Annotated in this window: 18 protein-coding genes and 1 pseudogene; 6 read left to right on the forward strand and 13 right to left on the reverse strand. The window is 71.1% G+C overall.

What is annotated here, in order from left to right:
- Positions 1-186: 186 nt before the first annotated feature.
- The 9 genes from D7W79_RS19350 to D7W79_RS19390 all read right to left on the reverse strand — a co-directional run bounded on the left by D7W79_RS19350 (position 187) and on the right by D7W79_RS19390 (position 9,138).
- A complete protein-coding gene (locus D7W79_RS19350) occupies positions 187-714 on the reverse strand; it encodes a gamma-glutamylcyclotransferase (RefSeq protein WP_120526866.1) in 528 nt (175 codons plus the stop codon).
- 122 nt (positions 715-836) lie between these two features.
- The gene (locus D7W79_RS19355) at positions 837-1,604 is read right to left on the reverse strand and encodes an ATP-grasp domain-containing protein (RefSeq protein ID WP_120526867.1); all 768 of its coding nucleotides are present in this window, start codon (positions 1,602-1,604) and stop codon (positions 837-839) included.
- Positions 1,605-1,668: 64 nt separating this feature from the next.
- Entirely contained in the window at positions 1,669-2,766 is a 1,098-nt protein-coding gene (locus D7W79_RS19360; RefSeq protein ID WP_120526868.1) for an NAD(P)/FAD-dependent oxidoreductase, read from the reverse strand.
- A gap of 124 nt (positions 2,767-2,890) precedes the next feature.
- Positions 2,891-4,648: a fatty acyl-AMP ligase gene (locus D7W79_RS19365; protein ID WP_120526869.1), complete on the reverse strand. Its 1,758-nt coding sequence runs from the start codon at positions 4,646-4,648 to the stop codon at positions 2,891-2,893.
- Positions 4,645-4,896: an acyl carrier protein gene (locus D7W79_RS19370; RefSeq protein WP_216626984.1), complete on the reverse strand. Its 252-nt coding sequence runs from the start codon at positions 4,894-4,896 to the stop codon at positions 4,645-4,647. The genes D7W79_RS19365 and D7W79_RS19370 overlap by 4 nt, the downstream gene beginning before the upstream one ends.
- Positions 4,897-4,912: 16 nt before the next feature.
- Positions 4,913-5,488, reverse strand: coding sequence for an isoprenylcysteine carboxyl methyltransferase family protein (locus D7W79_RS19375; protein ID WP_120526871.1), 576 nt, complete (start codon positions 5,486-5,488; stop codon positions 4,913-4,915).
- A complete protein-coding gene (locus D7W79_RS19380) occupies positions 5,482-6,567 on the reverse strand; it encodes a type III polyketide synthase (RefSeq protein ID WP_120526872.1) in 1,086 nt (361 codons plus the stop codon). The genes D7W79_RS19375 and D7W79_RS19380 overlap by 7 nt, the downstream gene beginning before the upstream one ends.
- 145 nt (positions 6,568-6,712) lie before the next feature.
- Positions 6,713-8,239 carry a hypothetical protein gene (locus D7W79_RS19385; RefSeq protein WP_120526873.1) on the reverse strand — a complete coding sequence of 509 codons (1,527 nt, stop codon included), beginning with the start codon at positions 8,237-8,239 and terminating at the stop codon, positions 6,713-6,715.
- 107 nt (positions 8,240-8,346) lie between these two features.
- Positions 8,347-9,138 carry an SDR family NAD(P)-dependent oxidoreductase gene (locus tag D7W79_RS19390; protein WP_120526874.1) on the reverse strand — a complete coding sequence of 264 codons (792 nt, stop codon included), beginning with the start codon at positions 9,136-9,138 and terminating at the stop codon, positions 8,347-8,349.
- A gap of 250 nt (positions 9,139-9,388) precedes the next feature.
- On the opposite strand from D7W79_RS19390, the gene D7W79_RS19395 reads away from it, so the two are divergent.
- Complete coding sequence (locus tag D7W79_RS19395) at positions 9,389-10,609, forward strand: FAD-dependent monooxygenase (protein WP_120526875.1); 1,221 nt, start codon at positions 9,389-9,391, stop codon at positions 10,607-10,609.
- Here D7W79_RS19395 and D7W79_RS19400 read toward each other — a convergent pair.
- Complete coding sequence (locus tag D7W79_RS19400) at positions 10,606-12,363, reverse strand: SH3 domain-containing protein (RefSeq protein ID WP_120526876.1); 1,758 nt, start codon at positions 12,361-12,363, stop codon at positions 10,606-10,608. The two genes, D7W79_RS19395 and D7W79_RS19400, sit on opposite strands and share 4 nt — an antisense overlap.
- Before the next feature lie 283 nt (positions 12,364-12,646).
- Here D7W79_RS19400 and D7W79_RS19405 point away from each other — a divergent pair, with 283 nt between their 5' ends.
- The 3 genes from D7W79_RS19405 to D7W79_RS19415 all read left to right on the forward strand — a co-directional run bounded on the left by D7W79_RS19405 (position 12,647) and on the right by D7W79_RS19415 (position 14,445).
- Positions 12,647-13,435, forward strand: coding sequence for an endonuclease/exonuclease/phosphatase family protein (locus D7W79_RS19405; protein WP_120526877.1), 789 nt, complete (start codon positions 12,647-12,649; stop codon positions 13,433-13,435).
- A 20-nt stretch (positions 13,436-13,455) separates the two neighbouring features.
- Positions 13,456-14,148, forward strand: coding sequence for a lysoplasmalogenase (locus D7W79_RS19410; protein WP_120526878.1), 693 nt, complete (start codon positions 13,456-13,458; stop codon positions 14,146-14,148).
- Between the two features lie 90 nt (positions 14,149-14,238).
- Entirely contained in the window at positions 14,239-14,445 is a 207-nt protein-coding gene (locus tag D7W79_RS19415; RefSeq protein WP_244221850.1) for a hypothetical protein, read from the forward strand.
- Positions 14,446-14,509: 64 nt separating this feature from the next.
- On the opposite strand, the gene D7W79_RS19420 is transcribed toward D7W79_RS19415, so the two are convergent.
- From D7W79_RS19420 to D7W79_RS19430, 3 genes are read right to left on the reverse strand one after another with little or no spacing between them, the layout of a single operon-like run.
- Positions 14,510-15,037: a hypothetical protein gene (locus tag D7W79_RS19420; protein WP_120526880.1), complete on the reverse strand. Its 528-nt coding sequence runs from the start codon at positions 15,035-15,037 to the stop codon at positions 14,510-14,512.
- A 51-nt stretch (positions 15,038-15,088) separates the two neighbouring features.
- A complete protein-coding gene (locus D7W79_RS19425; RefSeq protein ID WP_120526881.1) occupies positions 15,089-16,072 on the reverse strand; it encodes a HEAT repeat domain-containing protein in 984 nt (327 codons plus the stop codon).
- 11 nt (positions 16,073-16,083) lie between these two features.
- A complete protein-coding gene (locus D7W79_RS19430; RefSeq protein ID WP_120526882.1) occupies positions 16,084-17,232 on the reverse strand; it encodes a hypothetical protein in 1,149 nt (382 codons plus the stop codon).
- 516 nt (positions 17,233-17,748) lie between these two features.
- Between D7W79_RS19430 and D7W79_RS19435 the strand changes: the two genes are divergently transcribed.
- Positions 17,749-20,814, forward strand: a complete 3,066-nt coding sequence (locus D7W79_RS19435; protein WP_244221851.1) for a serine/threonine protein kinase — start codon at positions 17,749-17,751, stop codon at positions 20,812-20,814.
- Positions 20,815-20,831: 17 nt separating this feature from the next.
- A pseudogene (locus D7W79_RS19440) lies at positions 20,832-21,144 on the forward strand (hypothetical protein); the annotation flags it as partial.

The raw sequence follows: 21,144 nt of genomic DNA on the forward strand, positions 1-21,144 counted from the left end.
GGCGAGGAGTGGAGACTCCCGTCGGGATTCGCAGCGACATGCAGTGAAAGTCCTCGGGGCCGGCGGGGGAGACGGTCGGGGAGGGCCCCTCCCCCTCCATCGTCGGCGCGACGCGGCGCCCGGTTGCGTCACACCGCCCTTTTTCTCAGGGGTCAGGGCGTTTTTCGGTCCGGTCCGACCCGGCTGTCACTTAATGCCGGACTTGGCGTGCTGGACGGCGTGGACAATGCGGGCTTCGGCCTGGAGTTTTTCGACCACGGCGGCAGGCAGGCGAGCACGCTCGGCGGCGACGGCGAGGGTGATCAGGAAGGCTTCGCTGACGGGCCCCTGCGTGGAGGCGTTGCGCGCGGCGGGGGTGAAGGCGTGGGCGTCCACCACGGTGCCGGAGGCGGTGCGCACCTTCACGGGGAACTCCTCGGTGGCCAGGGCGAGCGCGGTCTCCAGGCGGGCGAGGACGGGCCAGGACCCGGCGGCGATGGGGCGCAGGCGCCCGGACAGCTGGTGTCCGGGAGCCTCCACGAGGCGTGCGACCCGGCCGCCCCAGTTGGGCACGTGCACGTCGTAGACGACGTCCACGTCCAGGGCCTCGGCGAGCTCGCCCTCGGGGAAGTCGGGCACGGGGGGCAGGCCGTGCAGGTGCCGGCTCGCCGCGGCCGGGGCCAGGTCGAGGGAGAACGCGAACCAGGGACGCGAAGCCGCGGGGCCAGGTGCCATGGGGACGGAGTGTCCCCGGCGCGCGGCGATGGAACAAGGGCCGGGTCGTGCGGATCCGCGTGCGGGTTCCGGGTGGCTCCGGGCTTTCCGGAAGCAGGCTCGCTCCCGGAAGGCCCGGCACGTCAGAACCGCATGGCCTCCACGGCGGCCACCATCTTGCCGACGTCGTAGGCGTAGAAGCCGGCCGAGTTCAGGTTGTTGAACTCCCCGATGAACAGGCCGCCGTCGTGCATGAAGACGTCCAGCGCGTAGGCGCGGTCCGGGCCCCACGTCTCCGCCATGCGCTGCGCGAAGGCATGGACCTCCGGCTCCACCTGGGCCGAGGCCACCACGCGGTCCCCCAACTTGTAGAGCGAGCCGGTGATGACCCGGCCGTCCACGACGACCATGCGGTACTCGCGCTGGATGTGCCTGGGCGCGCTGACGGCCACGGGCGTGTCGGCGGTGACCGTCGCGTACGTGTCGAGCTTCAGGACCTGCTCGCGCCAGGTCGAGAACGCGTCCCAGGACGTGAGCATCCCGGAGAAGGCCTTGTCGTCCAGACAGGGGCGGATGAAGAAGGGCCCCGACTGCTCGGGCACGTCCGCGAACCGGTGCACGGTGGCCTCGGCGTTCAGCAGGTGCGGGCCCAGGTGCCGCCGCCAGACGCGGAAGTCGAACCGGTCGTTGATGAAGGCGCCGGGGGTCCAGCCCTGCTCGTGCGCGTAGCGCGTCAGGGAGAGCGAGCCCATCACGATGACGGGGCCCGACAGCTCCAGCGTCGGCTCGATGCCGCCTCCGAACGGGATGACCTTGACCAGGGTGTGCGGGATGGAGCCGTGCGCCAGGACATCCATCAACGTGTGGAAGCCCTGCTCGTTGAAGAGGTTGTTCTGGACGACCCAGTGCATGCGCGGCTCCGTGGAGAATGGCCGCCGCGCGGACGGAGGAAGCCGCGTGGAGCTGACAGGTGGATCAGCTCACCACGGCGGCGAGGATGCGCTCGAAGAGCCAGGGGGCGCGGCCCAGCAGGCGCACCACGGGCCTTCGCAGGCGCGGACGGCGCGCGAGCATCAGCAGGCCCTGCGTCGTCCAGGCGTACTTGCGGAACACCTGCTGGAAGGTGCGCTCGTAGGGCAGCAGCGTGTCGCGGCCGGCGCCCTTCGCCAGGGCATCCGGGAGCAGCGCGCCCAGGGACTCCGCGCAGGCGAAGGCGAGCGTGAGTCCTTCGCCCGTCACGGCGTCCACGTAGCCCGCGGCGTCGCCGACGAGGGCGAAGCGATCCGCGGTGCGTGTGCGGGCTACGCGTGCCAGGGGGCCGGCGCCTCGCGGCTGCGAGTCCGGCTCCGCGCCGGTGAGCTGTTCCGCCAGCCGGGGGAAGCGCTCCAGCAGCGCGTCGAAGCCCACTCGGCCCGGCACCGTGCCGTCCTCCCAGAGGAACGCGATGCCCACGCGCTCCGCTCCCGCGGGCGTCACATACGCCTCGACGCCGGAGGCGAAGTGCACCTCCACGTAGGGCGTCCACGGCACGCGCCGGAAGTGACGCCGCAGGCCGTAGCGCCTGGGGACTTCCCGCTCCACGTCCAGGCCTTCGGCCCGGCGCAGGGGTGAGTTCAATCCATCCGCCGCGACCAGGAAGCGCGCGGACACGCGGCCCACGGGCGTCTCCAGCGTCACCCCGTCCGGCGTACGCACGTGCGACACGACGTGCGTGTGCTCGCGCAGGTCCACGCCCACTTCGCGCGCGCGAGAAGCCAGCGCCTGGGACAGGGCCAGCCTGCGCACGCCCAGCCCACCGGGCGCGGGCAGTTTCCCCTCCGCGGTGCTGCCGTCCTCCTGCACGTAGCGGATGCCCACGAAGGGAGAGCTGTCGCGCATGTCCAGGTGCGCGAGCGCGCCCAGCCGCTCCAGCGCCGCGAGGCCGGAGGGCATCAGCCCTTCACCGCACGCCTTGTCCACGGGCGTGGACGCACGCTCCAGCACCACCGTGTCCAGCCCGCGCCGGGCCGCGGTGATGGCCACCGCGAGCCCTGCCGGACCTCCACCCACCACGACCACGTCGTGACGCTTCACGTGCTCGGGCCTCGCCGTGTTACCGGAGGCAGGCAGTCAGCGCAAAGCATGCGCGGACTCAACGCACGCTCTGCCCCGCCCCGTGCCCAGCGCACCGAGGAGGTCACGCGGAGCACCGCCATGCTCACGAGTCGTGCTCCGCGCGCACCATCGCGAGCGCGCTCTTCGCCATCTCCACCGCGAGCCCCACCGCGCCCACCTTCTTCGGCGCGGTCAGCTCTCCGGCCAGGTAGCGTCGCAGCGCCTCACTCCTGCGCAGCTTGCCGCTGGACGTGCGCGGCAGCGTCCCCGGCTCCAACAGGCGCACCGTGTGCGGCTGCACGCCTGTCGCCTCCACCACCGCCGCGCGGATGTCCGCCTCCACCGATGCCACGTCCGCGCCCCGCTCCGCGCGCTCGGCGAGGATCAACAGCGCTTCGTCCTCGCTGCCCTCGGGCGTGAAGCCCAGCGCCACCGCGCAGCCCGTGCGCACTCCCTCCACCTTGCCCAGTGGCTCCTCGAAGGCCTGCGGCGCGTGGTTCGCGCCCCGGATGATGACCAGGTCCTTCGCGCGGCCCGTCAGGTACAGCTCCCCGTCCGCGCTGAAGCCCAGGTCCCCCGTGTCCAGCCAGCCCTCGCCCACCAGCGCTCGCGCCGTCGCTTCCGCATCGTCGAAGTAGCCGCGCATCACCGACGGCCCCTTCGCGAACACGCGCCCCACCCGGCGCTCCGGCAACACCGCGCCGTCCTCGCCTCGCACCTGCACCTCGAAGCCCGCGACCGGCGCGCCCACGCTCACCAGCGTCCGCGTCCCGTCGCGCGCCTGCCCTTCACGCGCCAGCACGTCCGGATCCACGCCCAGCTCGCGCGGGCCCCGGCCCGCCGGCGGGAACGTCACCGCCAGCGACGCCTCCGACAGGCCATACACCGGCCGCAGCGCCCGCGCGGAGAAACCCCACTTCTCGAACCGCTCCGCGAAGCGGCGCAGCGTGTCCGCGGACACCGGCTCCGCGCCGTTGAGCGCGTGCAGCCACCCGGACAGGTCCACGCCCTGCATGTCCGCGTCCTTCACCCGCTTGAGGCACAGCCCGTACGCGAAGTTCGGCGCGGGCGACACGAAGCCCCGGTGCCTGGACAGCGCGCGCAGCCACAGTGCCGGCTTCACCAGGAAGGTCTCCGGCGGAATCAGTACCAGGCTGCCCGGGTAGTACAGCGCCGCGAGCACACAGCCGATGAGCCCCATGTCGTGGTACAGCGGCAGCCAGCTCACGCCCACCGGCGTCACGCCCGCGGCCACCGGCATCGCCGCCTCCAGCGCCGCCACCTGCGCCACCAGCGCGCCGTGCGTCAGCGCCACCGGCTTCGGCTCCACCGTGGAACCGGAGGAGAACTGGATGAGCCCCAGCGCGTCGGGGGACACCTCCACCTCCAGGTCCTCGTCGCCGTGCATCACCGCGTCCACCGTGTGGCAGCCCAGCCGGGGGCGCGCCTGCGCCATGCTCGGGCCCAGCAAGAGCCGCACGCGCGTGTCCGTCAGCACCGCCACCGCGCCCGTCAGCTGGAGCATGCGCGCCGTGGAGCGGTGGTACTCGTCCAGCCGTCCCAGCCGCACCGGCGGATACAGCGGCACCGGCACCGCGCCCGCCAGGAGCGCGCCGAAGTACGCATCCATGAACGCGGGCGACGTGGGCAACAGCAGCGCCACCCGGTCCCCCGGACGCACGCCCAGCCGCGCCAGCCCCGCCGCCGCGCGCTTCGCCCGGCGGTAGACCTGGGCCCACGGCAGGGACGTCTCGTGCTCGGCGGCGTCCACGAACACCAGCCCCAGCGACGTGTGCGACGTCGCCTTCAGCATCGCGTTCACCGTGGCGTGCTTCAGCGCCGGCAGGGGCGGCCCCTTCACGGGTGCGCTCCCACGTCCGGCTTCGCCGCCGCGACCCGCGCCGCCACCAGCCGCGCCAGGTCCTCCACGGTGCGCACGCCCTGCGCGTCCTCCTCCGACAGCAGCACCCGGAAGCGGTTCTCCAGGCCCACCGCCAGCACCGTCAGCCCCAGGCTGTCCAGGTGCAGGTCGCGCAAGAGGTCGTGCGCGGGTTCCACCGCGCCCTCGAATTCCAGCTCCTCGCGGGCGATGCGGCGGATCTCCGCCATCGCCTCCGTCACGATGTCAGCCACGACGAACCTCCGGAATGAAGCGGGGACGGTGGGCAAAGGCCTCGGAGTACATCGCTCCAAGGGCCGCCTCCTCCGCGCGGATGCGCACGTAGAGCAGCGCCGCGTTGCCCACCGTGAACACGACCGCCGTCACCCACGCCCCGTGGATGAGCGGCACGCACAACAGCTCCAGCACCACCGCCACGTAGTTCGGATGACGCAGGAACCGGTACGGCCCGCCCGTCACCGGCGCCAGCCCCGGCACCACGATGATGCGCGAGTTCCACCGGTCGCCCAGCGTCCCGATGGCCCAGTACCTCAAGCCCTGCGCCACGACCGCGCCCGTCAGCGCCGCCCAGCTCCACGCGCCCCAGAAGGGCCGCTGGAGGCCGAAGACCTCCGCGACGCAGGCCACGAGGAACAGCGTGTGGAACACCACCATGAACCGGTAGTGCCCCTGCCCTGTCTCCACGCCGCCGCGCGCGAAGGCCCGCGCCGCGTTGCGCTTGGAGAGCACCAGCTCCAGCAGCCGCTCCGCGACGAGCAGCGCCATGAAGCCCGCGAACAGCGCCTGGGTTCCGGTCACCATCGCACCAGCACCATCTCCGCGCAGAAGCCCGGACCCATGGCCATCACCACGCCCCAGTCCCCCTGCTTCGCGTCCGCCTCCTCCAGCGTCTCGCCCAGCACGAAGAGCACCGACGCGCTGGACAGGTTGCCCACCTGCTTGAGCGACTTCCACGAGCGCTCCAGCGCGCCCGCTTCCAGCTCCAGCGCGGACTCGAAGCCCTCCAGCACCTTGGGGCCACCGGTGTGCGCCACCCAGTGCCGCACGTCCTTGCGTGTGAGCCCGTGCTCCGCGAGGAAGCCGTCCACGTTGCCCCGGATGTGCTCCTTCACCAGCTGCGGCACCTTCGCGGACAGCACGACCTTGAAGCCCGTGTCCACGACGTCCCAGCCCATCACCCGCTCGGTGTCCGGGTAGAACACCGACCGCGAGCCCACCACGCGCGGGCCCGTGGCCTGCGCCTCCGCGCCCCGCAGCACCACGCACGCCGCGCCGTCACCGAAGAGGCCGGAGGCGATGATGTTGGGGATGGACAGGTCCTCGCGCTGGAGCGTGAGCGAGCACAGCTCCGTGGCGATGAGCAGCGCCGTCTGCTTGGGGAACGCGCGCAGGTAGTCCGACGCGCGAGCAAGCCCCGCCGCGCCCGCCACGCAGCCCAGGCCGAAGATGGGCGTGCGCTTCACGTCGTCGCGCAAGCCCATCCGGTTGACCAGCCGCGCGTCCACGCTGGGCGTGGCGATGCCCGTCACCGTGACGAAGAAGACGTGGTCCACGTCCTTCGGCGTGAGGCCCGCGCGCGACAGCGCCTCCCGCGCCACCTTCTCCGACAGCTCCGTGGCCACGCGGATCCACGCGTCGTTGCGCTGCTGGAACGTCGCGAGCGCCGGGTACTCCTCCAGCGGCAGCGCCAGGTGCCGTCCGCCCACCTGCACGTTGCGGTGCAGGTCCTCCAGCCGCTCCAGGTTGAAGTGTTTCGTCGCCCACAGGTCGCGCAGCGCCGCGATGAGCTGCTCCTGGCTGGCGTAGTGCGGGGGAAGTGCGCGTCCCACCGCGCTCAACGAAGGGGATGGCGCGGGGTCGTGACGGGTCGTGCTGGGCATGAGGTCCTGGAGGGTCCCACCCGGGGAGCCGAGTCACAGGCTTAACCGGCGGCAGGTCCGGAGGCGATGGTCTATCGCCGGACCTGCTCGCCCCTGAACCCCACGGGCCGCGCACACTGTTGCACACGCGACGCCCTGACAGTGGCTACTTGCAGAGCCTCGTCGTGCTGTCGCAACGCCCCTCGATGCAGGAGTAGCTCCAATAAGGAGCCCCCCCATCCGGTCCGGTGAAGAGGCAGCGCTCGCCCAGACGCGGCTCCCGGGCGCAGGTCCCCCCTCCATCCTCACCCCTCGCGCAGATGAGGTATTTCGCGCAGGCCCGGGGACTGTCACAGGCCTCTCCCACGGCCTTGCCCTCGGTGCAGTGCCCGTCGGTGCACCACTGGGCCCAGGGGCACTCCACGTCGAAGCGGCACTCGCCCGGGTCCGCCGCGACGCACACCCCGGAGGTGCCGGTGCCCGCGTCCGCCTTGTCGCACAGCAGGCCTTCCGCGCACTGGCCGGGGCCACCACAGGCCTCCCCTTCCATGAGCGAGGCGGGCTCGATGCAGAGGCCGTTGGGGCTGGTGCAGATCTGGTCGGGGCCACAGCCCTTGCGGTCGGCGTCGCACCGCACGCCGTCGGGTTGGCACTGCCGGGCAACGGAGGCATCCGGGCTGATGGACGTGCACGTCAGGCCGGACTCACACGCCCCTATCTGGCAGAGATTGGGGGGCAGGGAGCTGCACGGGTAACCGGGGGATCGCCCACACGACTCCCCCAACTTCCTGTACGCAGTGCAGATGCCCGTCCCCGTCATGTCCTCGATGGCCATGTGGCACAAGGTCGACGTCGCCGTGTCACAGGGCCCCGGCGCGGCGTAGCCCCGGCACGCCTCCCCGGCGTTGGGCCTTGGCACGCAGCATCCCTGCGAGCAGTAGCTGTGGCCGTCACACGGCGCATCCCCCGGCTGGCCGCAGGCGCTGCCCACGGGGCGCTTGTCCGGGCACGCGACGCAGACGCCCGCGTCGCTTGCGTCCTTGAGGCAGTAGCCCGTGCGGCAGTCCACGTCCCTGCCGCAGGCCCCGCCCACGGAGGAGCGCACGAACGCGCAGCCACACACCGTGGAGGACGGATTGGCTTCGCTCGCGAGGCACGCGGACGCGGCCTGGGGCCAATAGGTGAGGAACCCCGCGTCGCGGCTCACGAGCGGGAAGCGGCTCTCGCAGTTCATCCGCTCACGCTCGACACACCCGGCCTCGGCCGTGGGCTCCACCGTGCCGGCATCCAGGCCGGCCGCGCATAGCCGCTGAGCGGATTCCTCGCACCAGCGGTCCGCGGTGGGCACCGGGCCCGCCTCCGGCAGCACCAGCGCGGCGCACAGGTCCACCGGCAGGGTGGAGTCACAGCGGGTGGCCCACGGCGCCCCCGCGTCCTCGGGCGGCAAGCAGGCGACGCTCGCGTCCGGCGCCCCGGCGTCAGTCCCCGCGTCCGGCGGCTCCACGCCGGAGTCGGGCGGGTCCACACCGGAGTCCGGCGGCTCCACGCTCGCGTCCGGCGGCTCCACGCTCGCGTCCGGCACGCTCCCGGCGTCCCGCTGTGGCGGGTCATGGTCGGGACAGCCGCTGCCCAGCGCGAGCACCGTGGCCAGGGCGAACAGCAGGAACACCTTGAATCCAGAGCCGTCGGTCATGCCTCTTCCTCCAGGAGCGTCCGGACGCCGGCCCTTGTCCTGCTGCTGTCATGGACCCACCGTTCCTCTATACGGTCACAGGACGGCGGCCTGGTCGTGCGGGGGGCTCAGAGCGAGTCCACCACGCCCCCGTCCACCCGCAGTGCGGCGCCGGTGGTGGCGGAGGCCTGGGGCGACGCGACGTAGACAATCATGTTCGCCACCTCCTCCACGCTGGACGGGCGGCGGAGGATGGAGCTGGGCCGGTTCGCCTTGATGAAGTCCACGCCCAGGTCCTCGAAGGACCGGCCCGACTTCTCCTGCTCCTCGCGGAGCATCTCGCGGACGCCCTCCGAGAGGGTGGGGCCCGGCAGCACGGAGTTGACCGTGACGCCCGTGCCCGCCATGCGCTTGGCCAGCCCTCGCGCGACGGCCAGCTGCGCCGTCTTGGTGACGCCGTAGTGGATCATCTCCGTGGGGATGTTCAGCGCGGACTCGGAGGAGACGAACACGACGCGGCCCCAGCCCTGCTTCCGCATCCCGGGCAGGTACGCGCGCGACAGCCGCACGCCGGACAGCACGTTCGCCTCGAAGAAGTGGCTCCAGTCGTCGTCGGACACGTCGAAGAAGTCCTTCGGCTCGAAGATGCCCAGGTTGTTGATGAGGATGTCGCAGTGGGGGTGCGCCGCGACGAGCGCCGCGCTGGCCTCCGCCGTGCTCAGGTCGCCCGCGAAGCCTCGCACCGTGGCCCCCGGGGCCGCCTCGCGCACCGCCGCGATGGCCCGGTCCACCGCGCCTTGAGTCCTGCCGTTGACGATGACCGTGGCGCCCGCCGCCGCCAGCCCCTTCGCCGTGGCCAGGCCGATGCCGGCCGTGGAGCCGGTGACGAGGGCAATCCTTCCAGTGAGTTCGATGCGCATGGGGCTTCCCTTGGGAATGGAGGAGAACGGCTCGGGCCGTGGGTATGCGCGCCGGGCGCCTTCGAAACAATGGCCATGCCGTGCAAACCCATGTTCGATGGTTTCGAACAATGGATGCGCCCGGGGCGGAGCCGCTGAAGCCCCACCGCCCCTCTTCTGTCCTGCCAGCAACGCCAGACAGCGCTTCCGACCAGCGTCGCCCTTCAGGGCAGGCCGGTAGCATCCAGGCCGTTCGAGCAGGGGGGATACGATGAAGATGGTCTGTGTTGGCGGGGGTCCGGCGGGGCTCTATTTCTCAATCCTGGCGAAGCTGTCCAACCCGAAGCACGACGTCACCGTCGTTGAACGCAACCCCGCGGGCGTGACGTATGGCTGGGGCGTCGTCTTCTGGGACGACCTGCTGGACGACCTCTACCGGAACGACCCGGTGAGCGCGCGGCGGATCGCGGACTCGGCGGCACGCTGGGACACGCAGGAGGTGCACCTGCGGGGCCAGTACGCGACGCACATTGGCGGCTACGGGTTCGCGCTGGGCCGCGACCGGCTGCTGGACATCCTCATCCGGCGGGCGAAGGGACTGGGCGTCGACGTGCGCTTCGAGCACGAAGTCACGGACCTCTCCGAGCTCGCGGACGCGGACCTCATCGTCGCCTGTGATGGCGTCAACAGCCGGCTGCGCCAGCGCCACGTCCACCACTACCAGACGCACGTGGAGGAGGGACGCAACAAGTACATCTGGCTGGGCACCAACAAGGTGTTCGACGCCTTCACCTTCGCCTTCGAGGAGACACCCGCAGGCTGGCTCTGGTTCCACGGCTACCGCTTCAACGGAGAGACCAGCACCTGCATCGTCGAGTGCCAGGAGCAGACCTGGAAGGCGCTGGGCTTCGACACGCTGGGGCCGGACGAGACGCTCCGGAAGCTGGAGGGCATCTTCCAAAGCCGGCTCCAGGGCAAGTCGCTGTTCAATCAATTGAAGGGCATGGGCAAGGCGCCCTGGCTCAACTTCAAGCGCATCACCAACGAGCGCTGGTACCACGACAACGTGGTGCTCATGGGCGACGCCGCGCACACCACCCACTTCTCCATCGGCTCCGGGACGAAGCTGGCCATCCAGGACGCCATCGGGCTGGCGCGGCAGCTGCGCGCGCATCCGGACGACCTGCCCGCCGCGCTGGAGGCGTATGACGAGGAGCGCCGCGCCGCCCTGCTCGCCATCCAGTTGGACGCGCGCAGCAGCTCCCAGTGGTTCGAGAACGTCCCCAGCTACGTGAACCAGGACGCGACGGCCTTCGCCTACGCCCTGCTCAACCGCCGGGGCAGCTCCGTGTGGAGCTACCTGCTGCTCATGGCCAGCCAGAAGCCGACGCTACGGGGCGTGCTGCGCCAGCTCCACGCCTCCAAGCGGTGGGTCCGCGCGCAGCGCCGGGGACGCGGCGCGGTGGCCCTGAGCGCCCCGCCTCCGGGCTAGGGGGACGCAGGCGGGTCCTGGGGCGGCGTGGCGACCAGCAGGCCGTGGCCCGCGTTGAGCTTGAAGACAGGCGGGTCACCCTCATTCTGCCCAGGCACCATCCCGCCGTTCTTCGCCCACGACGACTCGAAGTCGCTCCACGAGTAGACCTCCTCGCGGTTCTCGAAGGGGTTGTAGACGCGGACCATCCAGTCGCCGTTTCCGTTCTCCTCCACCGCGCGCACGTTCACCCAGTGCGACACCTGCTTCGTGCTGTCGGCCATGTCGCGCAGCATGCCGTCCGCGCCATCCGTGTCGATGTTCACCAGGGCGATGAGCGCCTTGCCCTCCTCCAGCATCCGCGCCATGTCCTCCGGCGCCGGCATCGTCGCCGCACCTGACGTGTAGCCCGTCGTCCACCCCCGGGCCTCGTAGACCTTTTGCAGGGGGGTCGCCTTGGTCGTCCCTCCGCCATTGAGGATGCTCGCGTTCGTGCCGCCGGCGTCCTTGAAGGCCGTCAGCGCCTCCTTGGGCGACATGCCCAGCGAGCCCCCCACGGCCAGCGGACCGCACAGGTTGTAGTGGACCTGGCGCCACCCCGGTCCGAGCGCCTTCTCCAGGTTGATGTACTGCGCGGCGGACCCCTCCCGCAGGGCGTTTTCGAGCCACTCGCCCACCTGGCCGTCGCCCAGCGAGCTGTCCACGCCGAGGAAGGGGTGCTCCGCCACCACGCCGCCTTCCGGCACGCCGTTGAAGATGAGCGACGTCTGCTCGCGCACGGCGGCCTGCCACTCCTGCTGGAAGAGCTGCTGCTTGCCCTCCGGCGGCAGGTGGTTCCACACCAGGGGGCTGACGGAGGACGGGGGCGGACCATTGGGGTCGAACTCCGGCATGGGCCAGGTCTCCGCCACCGCCTTCTCCCGGGCGGTCTGGATGATCTGCTCCCGGCTCTCCTTCGGCAGGTGGGTCCAGACGTGCATCTCGATCTCGGGCGGGCACGTGCCGTTCGCGAGCCACCTGGGGAAGCTGGGCTCACGCGGAGGCGGAGCCGGCGGCGGCAGCCCCGGTGCGTTCGCCTCCTGCGTCAACGGCGCGTACACCCAGGCCTGGGTCCCGTTCTCCAGCTCCACGTTCAACCAGGAGCCATCCTCGTTCTGGCCGAGCACCTTCATCGTGTCGTCCCTGTTCAGGGTGGCGATCCAGGTGCCCTGCGTGCTCGGGCTGGCGCGGGTGTTGATGTCGTCCTTGCGCGGTGAGACCCAGCGCTCGCCATCCGCCACCTGGCGGTCCGCCACGCCGGTCAGCCCCAGCTTCTGGATGAGGGCTTCGCGCTGGGGCCCCGGGGGCGTGGAGAGGACCTGCCGCATCCTGTCCGCGGGCACCGGCACCGGCTGCGAGTACCGGGAATGCGTCGCCTGCCACTGGCCCAGCGTCTCGTAGCGCACCGTGGGGTGGTTGGGGTCCACCACGGAGCCATCCGGCTTGCGCACCAGGGCGTGGCCCACGCCGTCGCTCGCATCCCGCATCAGGAGGATGGAGTCACCGGGCCGGGACAGCGTCACCGCCTTCTCCAGGCAGTTGGCGCTGCCGTCTCCCAGCCGCTCCGTGTGCAGGTTGCTCGCGGGCACGGGCGTGGCGTCGAACGTGGACGCCGACCCGAACGGCTGGGGCCGGGGCGCGGGCTGGAGCGCGGGTTGCCCCCCTCCCGCCGGAGCGGGCAGGGGCTCCGGACGGGGCGGCACGAAGGCGGACATGAAGCGGGGGAACTGGATCATCGGAAGCGGCCTCGGGGAGGAAGACGTCGTTTCCCTCCCATCACGCGGGCCCCGGCCTCCCCTTGAATTAAGCCGAGTTAAACGTGCTTCCGCCGGCCCGCCGCCCCTGTCGCGCGGCCGGCCGGCAACGCTTCAGCCCGAGCCGCTGGATGTCCGTATGCTTCAGCGGGACTGAGTGAAGGAAGGAGCCAGTGGAAACATTCTTGACGTAATCGCGTCTTCCTTGACCTAACAGCAAACCCTGGAGACGCTGGGGCCCCCTGTTTCGCGAGGAGTCCTGAACATGAGTCCCCGTCCCCCTTCGTTGATGCAAGGAATTGCGACCTTCGTGGTGATTGCGGCCTCCGGCGTGGCGCTCGCCAGCGTCCGGTCCGCCGCGCCGGCCGCCGCGGTGGCTTCGGAGAGCCTGCGCGTGGTGACGGCGAACCTGGCCTTCCGGGGCCCGGACGCGGTCCGCCAGGACTGGCAGGTCATCGGGCCGGAGGCGGACATCGTGTTCGTGCAGGAGGCGAAGAACGTCCGGCTGCGCGACATCCTGGGGGACGGCTGGGCGGTGCGGCAGGACACGTCGTCGGACGACCGGCAGGGCAGCGCCGTGGTCATCCGCAAGTCGGCGGTGAAGAGCATCGACGACCTGGTGCTGGTGAAGGGCACGGATGCCAGCGATTGCGGCACGCAGGGTGACGGCATCATGACCCGGTGGATTGCCCGGGTGGACGTCCAGCTGAACAACGGCCGGTGGATCCGCGCCGCGTCGCTGCACATGCCCCCGGAGCGCTGCCAGAACGGCCCGGGCAGCCCCTACGCGGTCATGGCGGACAACGTCGTGGCGTTCGCGAAGCGCAGCGACCGGATGCTCGTGCTGGGCGCGGACTGGAACAAGGTGGTGGACGACGACCCGAACGACATCGGCGCGCGCACGGGCCTGAAGCCGCGCGGTCCTGACTCCGGGCTGCGCATCGACGGCTTCTACATCGCGCCCGACATGAGCAACGCCAACCTGCATCACCTGGCCCAGACGGGCAGCGACCACCGGCCGGTGCAGACGACCGTCGGGGTGCCCGCGCCGTAGCGGCGCTAAGGTGCCGCCCCATGCGCGAGGCATGGACAGGCGGGACGAAGCTCCTGGCGGCGGCCGGCGTGGCGGGGGTGGTGGGCTTCCTCTTCGCCATGGACGTGGGGCCCCGGGAGGCGCGGCTCGTCACCAAGGCGCTGCCCATGGTGTGCCTGCTCGCGTGGCTGTGGCCGGCACGGGGGCGCTATGCGCGGTTCATCTTCGCCGGGCTGGCGCTGTCCCTGCTGGGGGACACGCTGCTGGAGGTGAGCCCGGACCTGTTCCTGCCGGGGCTGGGTGCCTTCCTGCTGGCCCACGTGGGCTACACCGCCGCGTTCGTCTCCGTGACCCGGCGGGGGGGCCTGCTCCGGGCGCTGCCCTTCCTGCTCCTGGCCGTGGGCGCCTCGGTGCTCCTGTGGCCCGGGCTGGGGGACCTGGCCGGGCCCGTGACGGCCTACGTCGCCGTCATCAGCACCATGGGCTGGCGCGCGGCGGCCCTGATGGGGAGTCCGGCGCTCACGCGGCGCGAGCAATGGCTGGCATTCGGGGGCGCGCTGCTGTTCTCCGCCAGCGATGGGCTGCTCTCCATCCGGCTCTTCGTCACGCCCCTGCCCGGCCTGGGCTACGCCATCATGCTGCTGTACTGGGCCGCGCAGTTCTGTATCGCCGCGTCCACGCGCGCGGCGCACGCTCCCGCCACCGTGCCTGTATCCTCCAGCAGTCTCACCTGATTCCTGGAGGCATCCATGTGGCGTTCCCTGGTGGTTGCGGCGTTGTGTGTTGTCGGTCTTACGGCTTGCGGCGGTAGCACCGGCGCGGACGTGGACCTGGGGTCACAGGAGCAGGGGCTCGCGTGCGAGGCCGGCAGCGGCGCGTGCCCGGGCACCACGAACACCTGTGCCTGGTTGCCCAACAGCCCTGGAGAGGGGCTCTGCCGTCCCGCGTGTATCAACGGCACGTGTTCCAACGGCCAGACCTGCTGCACCCAGCCCAACGGGGCGCCGTACTGCAACAGCTTCTGCTACTGATTTCCCAACCCTACTGGAGGCGGAGAGTCCCCACGACGCTCCGCCTCCGGCAGGCACCGCGTGACTACTCCAGCACGCCGACGGTCTCCGAGCGGTCCACGGCCTCACCCTTGGTGGTGTAGCCGCTGTACCAGCCGGTCAGGTTGCTGCCGGACAGGTCATACTGCATGTGGACGTGGGGACCCGTGGCGTTGCCCGTACCGCCCTCGTTGCCGACCTGGCAGCGGTTGCACGTGCGGTCATACGAGTCCGCGGTCTTGATGAAGTGCCACAGGCGGAACGTCTTGCCATTGGCGAACGTGTGCTTCGCCTCGTTCTGCGTGCCGCTGCCCGTGCCGTTGCAGTAGACGCCGGAGGTGCGGATGGTCACGTTCCAGGACAGGGACGCCATCACGCCCGTCTCCACGCCCCAGTAGTTGCAACGGCCGCTGGAGATGTCCACCGCACCGTGGAACGTGCCGCTGGAGTAGTACGTCGTCGCCGTCACCGTGCCCGGGAAGGGCGACTTCACCGTGTACGAGTACGCGGCGGCGACAGAGGGAACCGCGAGGGCCAGGATGGCCGCGAGGGCCGTCTTCTTCATGAGACGCATTGGGGGTGTTCCTTTCGGGCCGGCGAGTCCGGCCCCATGCGAGGGTGCCGCTCAACGGACCTGTTGCAGCCGCTGCTTCTCTCTCAGGAGCAGGCCCCACTCCTGAACACCTGATTCCAATGCGCGGATCCACGCGTCGATCTCCGGCGCCATGGAGGGGTCCACGCTCCGCAGCTTGCGCAGCTCCGGCACGGCGTCCGCGAAGCCCAGCTCCGCGATGCCCTGCACCAGCGCCTTGCGCACCCCTGCGTCCCGCTCTCCCCGGTACATGCCCACCAGGGCCTCACGCGCGGGTCCCATCTGCGCCGCCGGCACGCCGCCCAGCGCGAGCGCCGCCGAACGCCGCACGTCCGCGCTCTCGTGGCCCAGCATCCCGAGCAGCTTCTGCCCCGCCTCCGGCCCCAGCTTGCGCGTGTCCAGGGACTCCAGGATCTTCGCCGTCACCTTCGGATCCGTGGACGCCGTGGCCGCGTTGACGGCCGTGTCCGTGGCCGGGCCGTGGTAGCCGGAGTAGACGTACTGGTTGTCTTCAATGAGGTTTTGCGCCGCCTCCATGCGGACCTCCGGCGAGCCGTCCCGCATGAGCCGCTCGTACATGTCCCCCGTCTTCTCCAGGGCGCCGGTGCGGCGCATGGCGCGCACGGTGGCGGCGCGGACGGACGGGTCGCGGTCCTCCAGCGCGCGGCGGGCCACGGCCTGGAGGGCGTCCTTCTCCGCCTCGCGCTCGCTGCGCGCCACCAGCGCGGCGGCCAGCTGCTCCACCATCGCGGGGTCGGTCTCCCGGTCGAACGCCGCGCGCAGCTCCCCGGAGGGCAGCGTGACCGCGGCCTCTCGCAGCACGGCGTTCAGATAGTCGCGGTAGGCCTTGGAGCTGGAGCCCATCCCCTGGCGGAGCTGATCCATCAGCCCCTGCACCGAACAGCTCTCGCCGTTCAGGGCCGGCTTCGCGGCGGGAGGCGTGGACCAGGCGGGGCAGGACGCGAGCATCAGCGTCAGGCCCCCGAGCGCGCGTAGACCTTGGAGGAAGCGGGGCATGCGGGGGGCTCCTACTGGTGGCGGTCCATGCAGCCGAAGGGGTTCTGGTCCGGCAGCTCGTTCCAGATGCGGATGAAGTCGACGTTGCCCTGGGCGTAGAGCGCCTCGAAGGTGCCGTAGAGCGGCTGGAAGCGCGGATCCACGGTCGCCATCTGCGCCATGACGGGCAGCGCGTCCCGGCCCGCGACGCGCGCGGAGAAGCGGAACAGCGCCCAGCGCACGCACACGGACTGCTCGCGGTTGAAGGAATCCGTGAACAGCTTCAGCACGCGCTCCTTGTCGGAGGACATGGCCAGCACCTGCGCCGCCGCGTCGCGGCCGTCCTCGTTGCCCTCGCTCTGCAGGATGCGCGCGAAGCGGTCCGTGGTCTTCGCGTCCAGCACGGGGGAGTTGTGCAGCGGCGCCGTCTGGGCCAGGTGGCGGATCTGCTCGTCCGGTGAATCGGTGGCGATGGTGATGAGCCGGTCGAGGTAGGGCGACGCGTCGCCCAGGTTCTCCGACTCGCGCGTCATCACGCGGCCCAGGGTGCGGGTGGCGGCCCAGCCGGCTTCGGCGGACGCAGGGTCGCGCGCGAACTCCGCCATCCGGTCCATCGCGTCCGGCGTCAGTCGCTTCTGCGAGTCGAGCGCGGAGAGCATGCCCGCGCGCCGCTCCAGGGGCAGCCCCTTGTCCAGCCCCGCCTCCAGCAGCCGCGCGGCGACCTGCGGCCGCTGCACCGCGTCCGACTCGCGCAGGCCCGACAGCAGCACCTTGAACTCCGCGCCCTGCGCGTCCCGGGCCCAGTCCACCACCTGCCCCGCCTTCCCCGCGTCGTCGCCAATCAGCTCCGCGAGCTTCGACTTCAGGTAGTCGCGGACCAGCGGGTCCTTCGACGCGAGCAGCGGCGCGGCCCAATCCCGGAAGGTCTCCATCGTCACGCCGTCGTTGAAGCGCGCCAGCTCCGGGAAGCACGTCTGGTCGGAGAAGCGTCGCTCCGCGGCCTCCGCCTCCTCCACGCCGGAGGACGCCTTCCCCGCGCCACCGCCACCGCCAACAAGGCCTGCCGCCCGTGCGGCTCTGACGGATGCCGTCACCGCCGACGGAGACGGAGCTTCTTCACCGCCGCGCCACAGCAGACCCACGGCGGCCACCACGGCCACCAGGCCTGCTCCCACCAGCACCCGGGTGGAACCGCGTCCACGCGAAGGACCAGGAGCAGGAGTCTGGGTCGGAGCGGGAGGGACCATGGGAATCCAAATAACCATGGATTCCTTGTTTCAATCAAGCAAAACAGATTGATTGGATTTTTACTGGGACAGGTGGCTTCTCCCTCTGGGAACGCTCCTCTTTGACGACACGCGTCATCGGAACAGTTCTGGCGTTATGGAAACTGGTGGCGGTGTGACGCGCTTCGCGAGGGGGGCTTGGTCACGGCGCGCCAATGACTCTCCGTATGCGCGGAGCACGTCTGTCACACATTGTTGAACCATCCGCCCGTCTGCCTTCCTGCCTCCCAAGGTCAAAACAGACACGCCTCCCCGGGGAATGCCGTGAAGTGTCCGCGCTCCCGTGTCCGTGTATGATTTCGGTCCGTGGTGGCAGGGCCGGGGGGGCTGTACCCAGCGCACGGATGCACCGGGCAAACCCGCTCGGATCGCTCCATGGCTGTGAATGCGTCGCGGGAAAAGTGGCCGGACATGATGAAGAACGAAGCAGGTGCCGCGCGGCGGAGTCCTTCCGCGGTGGGCGTGACGGGTGTGTCCTCGGACCTGACGGACCGGACACAGGCCGCGGACGTGGAGTCGCTCTTCGGAGCGGCGCCAGCGCCCGTGGAGCCGCCGTCGCGCGCCTCCAACACGGGGTCCTCGTCCACGGGCTCCTCGTCCACGGGGTCCTCGTCCACCTGGGACGGGCCGGCGCGTCCGGTCACGGGCTCGGGCACGGGTGACACCGGCAACGACACCGGGCCGTCCATCCAGGGCCACGCGCTGCGTCCGGGCATGCGCCTGCAGCACTACGAGCTCATCCGCGAGCTGGGCTCCGGCGGCATGGGCACGGTGTTCCTCGCACGCGACGTGCGGCTGGGGCGCCGGGTGGCCATCAAGTTCCTGCACAGCGAGGACGCCGACATCACCCGGCGCTTCATCCTGGAGGCGCGCGCCACCGCGCGGTGCAGCCACGAGAACATCGTCATCATCTACGAGGTCGGCGAGTTCCCCGGCGGCCCCTTCATGGTGCTGGAGTACCTCCAGGGCAAGCCGCTGACGAAGGTGCTGGGCAACCAGCGCCTGCCGCCCGCGCGCGCGGTGGAGCTGATGGTGCCGGTGGTCAAGGCCCTGGAGTGCGCCCACGAGCAGGGCATCGTCCACCGCGACCTCAAGCCGGAGAACATCGTCGTCACGGACTCGGGCGCCATCAAGGTGCTCGACTTCGGCATCGCCAAGGTGCTCCAGGGCGACGAGCCGCCGGAGACGCCCGCGGGAGGGCCCCAGGCCCAGCCGCGCCTGCACTCGGTGGAGGGCATGGGCGAGGACGTGTCCAACCTCACCCGCAAGGGCGCCATCATGGGCACCATGGCCTTCATGTCCCCGGAGCAGTGGGGCATCGGCGTCGCCGTGGACAACCGCACGGACATCTGGGCCGTGGGGTTGATGCTGTTCCGCATGCTCGCGGGCAAGCACCCGTTGGATCCGCTGCGCGGCCCGCAGCTGATGGTCACGGGCATGCTGGATGAACCGATGCCGCTCTTGCGGAGCATGGCGCCGGACGTCCCGCAGGAGCTGGCGGCCGTCGTGGACCGCTGCCTGCTCAAGCGCAAGGAGGACCGCTTCCCGGATGCGTCCTCGCTCCTGCGCGCGCTGGAGCCCTTCCTCCCCGGCCGCATGAGCCGCGAGCTGCGCGTGGACGAGAGCCCCTACGCGGGCCTCAGCTCCTTCCAGGAGGCGGACGCGGACCGCTTCTTCGGCCGCACCCGTGAAATCGCCGCGCTGGTGAACCGCATCAACGACCGGCCGCTGCTGGCCGTGGTGGGCCCGTCCGGCACCGGCAAGTCGTCGTTCGTGCGCGCGGGCCTGGTGCCCGTGCTCAAGCGCTCCGGCACGCCGTGGGAGGCGCTCGTCATCCGCCCCGGGCGCAATCCCCTGTCGGCGCTGGCCAGCATCGTCGCGCCGCTGATGAGCTCGTCCACCACCATCGAGGACGACCTCCAGGAGCAGCAGCGGCTGGTGGAGCGGCTGCGCGCGGAGCCCGGCTACGTGGGCAACGTGCTGCGCAGCCGCGCGCGGCGGGAGAAGCGGCGCATCCTCCTCTTCATCGACCAGTTCGAGGAGCTCTACACGCTGGTGCCGGACGCGCAGGAGCGGCTGGCCTTCACCGCGTGCCTGTCCGGCATCGCGGACGACGCGACCACGCCCATCCGCGTCATCCTCTCCATCCGTTCGGACTTCCTGGACCGGGTGCCGGAGGACGAGCGCTTCATGGCGGAGCTCAGCCAGGGGCTCTACTTCCTCACCGCGCCCGCCCGCGAGGGCCTGAAGGACGCGCTGGTGCAGCCGGCGGAGCGCGCGGGCTACCAGTTCGAGAGCCCCGCGATGGTGTCCAGCATGCTGGAGCACCTGGATGCCAGCCAGGGCGCGCTGCCGCTGTTGCAGTTCGCCGCCACCCAGCTGTGGGAGGCGCGCGACACCACGAACCGCCTGCTCACGGAGAGCGCCTACCAGGCCATGGGCGGCATCGCGGGCGCGCTGGCGAGCCACGCGGACAGCGTGCTGGAGAGCCTGTCCACGCAGGAGCGCACGCTGGTGCGCGCGCTCTTCCTGCGGCTGGTCACCCCGGAGCGCACGCGCGCCATCGTGTCCCTGGACGAGCTGCGCGAGCTGACGAAGGACACCGGCGAGATGCAGCGCCTCATCGACCACCTGGTGCAGGCGCGCCTGCTGGTGGTGCAGACCGGCGGCGGCGCCACGGGCGCGACGGTGGAAATCGTCCACGAGTCGCTCCTGCACAGCTGGCCCACGCTGCGGCGCTGGCTGGACGAGGGCCAGGAGGACTCCGCGTTCCTGGAGCAGCTGCGCAACGCGGCCCGGCAGTGGCAGGGCAAGAACTTCGACGCGCACCTCCTGTGGCGCGGCGAGCTGGTGGAGGAGGCCCAGCGCTTCCAGCGGCGCTACCGGGGAGAGCTGCCCCAGTTGCAGCAGGACTTCCTCGCGGCGGTGTTCGCGCAGGCGAAGAAGGGGCGCCGGCTGAAGCGGGCGCTGCTCATCGGCAGCACGACGTTCCTGGGGCTCCTGGTGGTGGCGGCGGTGGTGGCGCTCGTCGTCATCCGCAACGCGCAGCAGGAGGCCGAGCGTCAGGCCCAGGCGGCGACGGCGGCGGAGATCATCGCGCGCGCCGCGGAGTCCAACGCCCGCGGCGCGGAAGCCGAGGCCAAGCAGCGGCTGGCCGAGGTCCAGGCCAAGGAGCTGGAGCGCCAGAAGGCGCAGCAGGAGGCGGAGGCGGCCAACGCGCAGGTGGCACTGGCGAACCAGGAGCTGCTCAGCAAGAACGACGAGCTGGTGTCCGCGCTCCAGCGCGCCCAGGAGGCGCAGCTGCGCGCCCGCTTCGCCAAGAAGCGCGCCGAGGAGAGCGCCACGACCGCGCGTGACGCCCGCGAGGAGGCCCTCCGCGCGGCGGAAGAACTCTCCACGTTGCTCAAGCGGGAGAAGGAGCGCGTCTCCCGCCTGCAATCCCAGTTGGGCAGTCCGGTCATCGAGGTCCTGAAGTGAGAAGCAACCTGAACAGGATGATGAGCAGGTCCGCGGTCGTGTTGTCGGTGCTGCTGGCGCTGGAGGCGGTGCCCGCGTGGGCGCAGGAGCCGGCGCCACGGACTGGCACGACGAAGACGTCCCGGGGCCCGCGCAAGGCAGGCACCGGGAAGACGTCCCGTGCCTCGAAGGCGTCCGGTACAGCGAAGGCCTCTGGCGCCACGAAGGCGACTGGCGCCACGAAGCTGTCCGGCACCTCGAAGACAGGCGGCGCCACGAAGCTGTCCGGCACCGGCACGAAGCGCCGGCGCAAGCCCTCCGCCGCCGACGCCGCGCAGGCGCCCGCCGAGG

This window comes from Corallococcus exercitus, from assembly GCF_003611585.1.
GTDB classification, from domain to species: Bacteria; Myxococcota; Myxococcia; order Myxococcales; family Myxococcaceae; genus Corallococcus; species Corallococcus exercitus.